General features: G+C 45.8%; 2 protein-coding genes. One reads left to right on the top strand and one right to left on the bottom strand.

Annotation, left to right across the window (positions count from 1 at the left end; all coding sequences use genetic code 11):
* Positions 1–431 precede the first annotated feature (431 nt).
* On the top strand, positions 432–2,066 hold the full coding sequence (locus tag V3S16_RS16735; RefSeq protein WP_413887010.1) for an IS1634 family transposase: 1,635 nt from the start codon (positions 432–434) through the stop codon (positions 2,064–2,066).
* A 518-nt stretch (positions 2,067–2,584) separates the two neighbouring features.
* On the opposite strand, the gene lnt is transcribed toward V3S16_RS16735, so the two are convergent.
* The coding region (gene lnt, locus V3S16_RS16730; RefSeq protein ID WP_413887008.1) for an apolipoprotein N-acyltransferase at positions 2,585–4,080 on the bottom strand (1,496 nt) is incomplete at its 5' end.

The following is a 4,080-nucleotide window of genomic DNA, read 5'->3' as shown; positions in this document are numbered from 1 at the left end:
CCACCCTCGGGAATACGGGATTCCTATCAGTTTTAAAATGCGAACGGGTAAGATGAAATTGGTGAATGCGCTATAAATCTTTCGTGTTGAGGCTGGTCAAAAAGTTGTGATATCGTCAAATGTGAAAAGCCATTTTCCGGTTAGGCTACCTACGTCCCGAGGGACGGTGTCTCAGCATCCTTCCTTGGGATCGCCTACCCACACTTACAACCGATTCAGGCTGGTTGTTATCCTCGGCTATCAACTTGAAGCCTTGACTCTTCTTAGACAGTTATCATGGAAATCAGGGTTCAAAAAGTTGCTAACATGCTGAAATAACTGAGGCTGGGTTTTCTTTGGGCTCCCCAAGGTAGTGCCACAGAATAACGTTTAAAAGCTTGACATGTAAAGAACGGGGTAATAAATATGGGGTGTCTAAACAAGGAGGCCCCATGTTTGCACGTGTCAAAAAGTCAGGAAAATACCAATATCTCCAAATCGTTGAAAACCGTAAAGAAAAAGGAAAAGTAAAACAACGCGTTATCTCTACTATCGGCCGCATGGATCAACTTCAGGCCAAAGGTCGGGTTGAGACACTTATTCGGTCACTCTCTCGGTTTTCCGAAAAAACGATGTTAATACTATCCGGTAAAAGCGACATCTCAGCGGATGCTGTTAAAATCGGACCGTCAATCATTTTCGAACGGCTGTGGAAAGAGACTGGAATTCAAAAAGCGATACAGCGTCTCTTAATAGATCGCCGATACGAATTTGATGTTGAAAGAGCCATATTCCTTACTGTTTTGCACAGGCTGATGGTATCGGGTTCTGATCGTTTTTGCGAAAAGTGGCGCAGAGACTACAGCATTGATGGCACAGAGCAATTGGATTTACATCATCTTTACCGGGCAATGAGCTTTTTAGGAGAGTCGATCGATGATCAAAAGGCTGCCACGTCTTTTACTCCCAGGTGTAACAAGGACCTGATTGAAGAGTCGATTTTCCTCGATCAGCGGGATCTATTCTCCGGTTTGGATCTGGTCTTTTTCGATACGACCTCCATCTACTTTGAGGGCCGGGGTGGTGCATTTATCGGGAAAAGAGGATTTAACAAAGACCACCGGCCGGATTTGAATCAAATGGTTGTCGGAGCCATTATCGACGATCAGGGCAAGCCAATCTGCTGCGAGATGTGGCCTGGCAATACGACTGACGTCAAAACACTGATTCCAGTAGTAGATAGGATCCGGGAACGATTTGGCATCAATCGTTTTTGTGTTGTTGCTGACCGGGGTATGATCAGCGCTGATACAATCAAGGAACTTGAATCTCGGAAGATCCCTTACATTTTGGGTACGCGCATGCGTCGTGTCAAAGAAATTAAAGTCGATGTGCTGTCTTACGGCGGCAGATATCGTGAGGTCTATCCGGAGGGATTAACTTCAAAGGACCCGTCGCCATTGAAAGTCAAGGAGGTCCTTCACAACAAAAAGCGCTACATCGTTTGCATAAATACCCGTCAGGCCCGAAAGGATGCCGCTGACCGAGAAGCCATTATCGCTTCTTTAGAAGAGCAACTGAAAAAAGGGCTTAAAAGCCTTGTCGGCAATAAAGGTTATCGAAAGTACCTGAATGTGGATAAAAACAGTGCACGTATTGATCAGAAAAAAGTGAAATACGAGTCACGCTTTGACGGCAAGTGGGTGCTGACGACAAACACGGACCTGCCGTCAGAAAAAATAGCACTAAAGTACAAAGAGTTGTGGCAGGTTGAGCGCATTTTTCGTGATATCAAAACAATGCTTCACACACGGCCTGTTTTTCATCAGAAAGACGAAAACATCAGGGGTCATGTATTTTGTAGTTTTTTAGCGCTGGTCTTGAGAAAAGAACTGGAACGCCGTCTGAATGCTGCTGGACACGTATTTGAGTGGTCTGATATCAAACAGGACCTTAAGGCGCTTCAGCAGGTAACGATTGAAGAGAACGGCAAGCGCTTTTCCATCAGAAGCGAGTTTAAAGGTGTTTGCGGCAAAGTATTCCAGTCGGTCGGAGTCGCCATGCCGCCTTCGATAAAGGAAGTATAACCATTGATAGAAAACCAACCGGTAGTGCCAAGAAAAATTTACCCTACCATAACATATTGATTTTAAACAATATTAAAAATCTAACTGTCAAAGATCAGTTAGGGTAACAGCATATTGTGCTGCCACTGATGCGGCAGCAAGCCCCAACCGGTTTCAGACAACCAAAATTCAGTTACCGGATGAAGATCGTATTGTCAAGAAGGCATTTTGCGATAAATTAGCTAAAAATCAGTTGAAGAGCCGGGACATCCGGAAGATGGTACTCGGGTGAAATTCTTGCCCTGTTAAACCGTGTTAATTTCTTCTGTTTATCTGGGGTGTGCAACAAAACGCGAAATTTATCCCGCCTGTCGAAGATGCCGCAACACGGTGCCCCGTAGGTAGTTTAATATCGTACTGGGGTGGAATTGCTCCGCAGGAGCACCCGAAGGGATTCAACTGGAGCGTATTTCACAAGGACCCCCCTCCTTGTCCTTGTAATTCAAGATTCAAGACCTGCCCCTGTTGGTTTCACCAGTTCAAGCTTTGATCCAGGATCTTTTTAGCTTTAGAATCCCTCCGTATAAAACCAGGAGTCCCCCAAATACCAACGATATCCGGCCCAGATAATCTCCATGTCGAACGAAAAAAGTTTGCCCCTGTCGAAGATGAATCTTTCCTTTGAGGGTCGCCTTTTCCCACCAGCGAGTCTTGGCGATAACCATGCCTTTGGCATTAATAAGCGCAGAAATTCCGGTATTGGCAACTCGAATAAAATCTCGCCGGTTTTCGATGGCCCGAACCGGACTGAAATTGAAGTGGTGCTGATAGCCCGGCGTATTTTTCCACCATCCGTCGTTGGTGATCATACTGATAAAGCCCTTTTCTTTGGGCAGGTTTCGTGAGCTGTAGGGTCCGAATATGGATTCAAAGCAGACGATCGGCAAGATGGTAACCGAAGCGTCAGGCAATACAAAAATAGATCTCCCTCGACGATTGCTGTAGGTGCCGGTATATCCGCCAAGCTCCAGGGAGTATTTCCCCAGAAAGCCCAGATATTGCACAAAGGGCATGCGCTCGAACAGGGGCACTAACTTGGTTTTGTGATAGAACTGGGGTGCAGCTGCAGAACCTGACGGCAGAAAAAGCGCCGTATTAAAAGCTTCGTAGTAAAAATTTTTCTCACGATTGAATCGACTTCCAGGAGGAATGTCTTCATCGCTGAGTTTAAGGTAGCTGTGTACGCCCAAAAGAATATTCAGCTTTGGATATTTTTTCCGAAATTCCAACAAATTTCGGTAGTAGATCGATGCTGAAGGATCTCTCTCGTCAATCTGCTCGACAATGAGAGTTTCGGGACCAAACAGATATTGGGTTTCATCATCGACAATAGCATCTGCCTCTCTGAAGAACTCCTCCATGTGTTGCGCATAATTTTTCGGATCGAATTTTACCGTATATGGATCCAGGTTGGGCTGAATCAGCGCTATATTGACTGTTTCTCCTCCCTCTTCAACGTTTTGAAAAATTTGATAGGATGCAAAGATGGGAATAAGAAAGAGCATCAGCGTTATTGCGACAGCAGGAGCAATTGAACCCGAGCTTTTTTTTCGATAAGTGTCGTACACCTTCAAAGATGCAAAGTTGATCAGTATGATCCAGAGCGTCCCACCACGAACACCGGTAAACTCGTACCATTGGATGAGCTTTGGGGCTGTGACAAGTGCATTGCCTAGATTGAGCCAGGGCCAGGCCAGGTCCCAGGATAGATGAAAATGCTCGTATCCCATCCAAATGAACAGAAAAGGAAGCAACAGCGGAATTCTCAGGATAGTCCGGATACGGCTGGCCAGCCAGAAAAAAAGAGCCTGCAGCAGTGAATTTGCGAAAATGATGAGAATGGCTCCCACCAATTGGGCCTGGGTAATCCACCAGGTTCCCAGGATATTCCACAGCAGAAAACTGACAAAGGCGTAGTTGAATATGGCGTAGGGGTTTGCCTGATGCCGGGTTCCCTCTTCCACTAGCAAAAGGG

Source organism: Candidatus Desulfatibia sp., from assembly GCF_036446775.1.
Lineage (GTDB): Bacteria > Desulfobacterota > Desulfobacteria > Desulfobacterales > UBA11574 > Desulfatibia_A.
This window is presented reverse-complemented; position numbering and strand designations above follow the sequence as displayed.